Raw genomic sequence first — 444 nt, forward strand, 5'->3', positions numbered from 1 at the left:
TCTTTCAGAACATAATCGTATCAACTAATAACTATTTCAACTTGCTTACACAAGTTTCAGCTAAAAGATGTTCTAAAACGCAAATTCGTTTCGGTATCCAGTTTTCAAGGATCAAGTTTCTAGACAATATTACATTGTAAGACATAACAAATAGATGAAGTTATGGTGGAGCCAAGCGGGATCGAACCGCTGACCTCCTGCTTGCAAGGCAGGCGCTCTCCCAGCTGAGCTATGGCCCCTCAAATTCCATCAAAACTGAACAAATGGATACACGTTTATAGTTTTGGAAGTAATACTTCCGATTTGAATGTTTCCGTTGCAGAAAACGATTCTCCATAGAAAGGAGGTGATCCAGCCGCACCTTCCGATACGGCTACCTTGTTACGACTTCACCCCAATCATCTACCCCACCTTCGGCGGCTGGCTCCCTTGCGGGTTACCCCA

At 43.9% G+C, this 444-nt stretch carries 1 tRNA gene and 1 rRNA gene; both read right to left on the reverse strand.

From position 1 onward, the window contains the following. Window positions 1-163: 163 nt before the first annotated feature. Window positions 164-239 (reverse strand) — tRNA-Ala (locus HPT30_RS00725). 100 nt (window positions 240-339) lie between these two features. Next, window positions 340-444 (reverse strand): 16S ribosomal RNA (locus HPT30_RS00730); the annotation flags it as partial.

It is taken from the genome of Paenibacillus agri (assembly GCF_013359945.1).
GTDB classification, from domain to species: Bacteria; Bacillota; Bacilli; order Paenibacillales; family Paenibacillaceae; genus Paenibacillus_AQ; species Paenibacillus_AQ agri.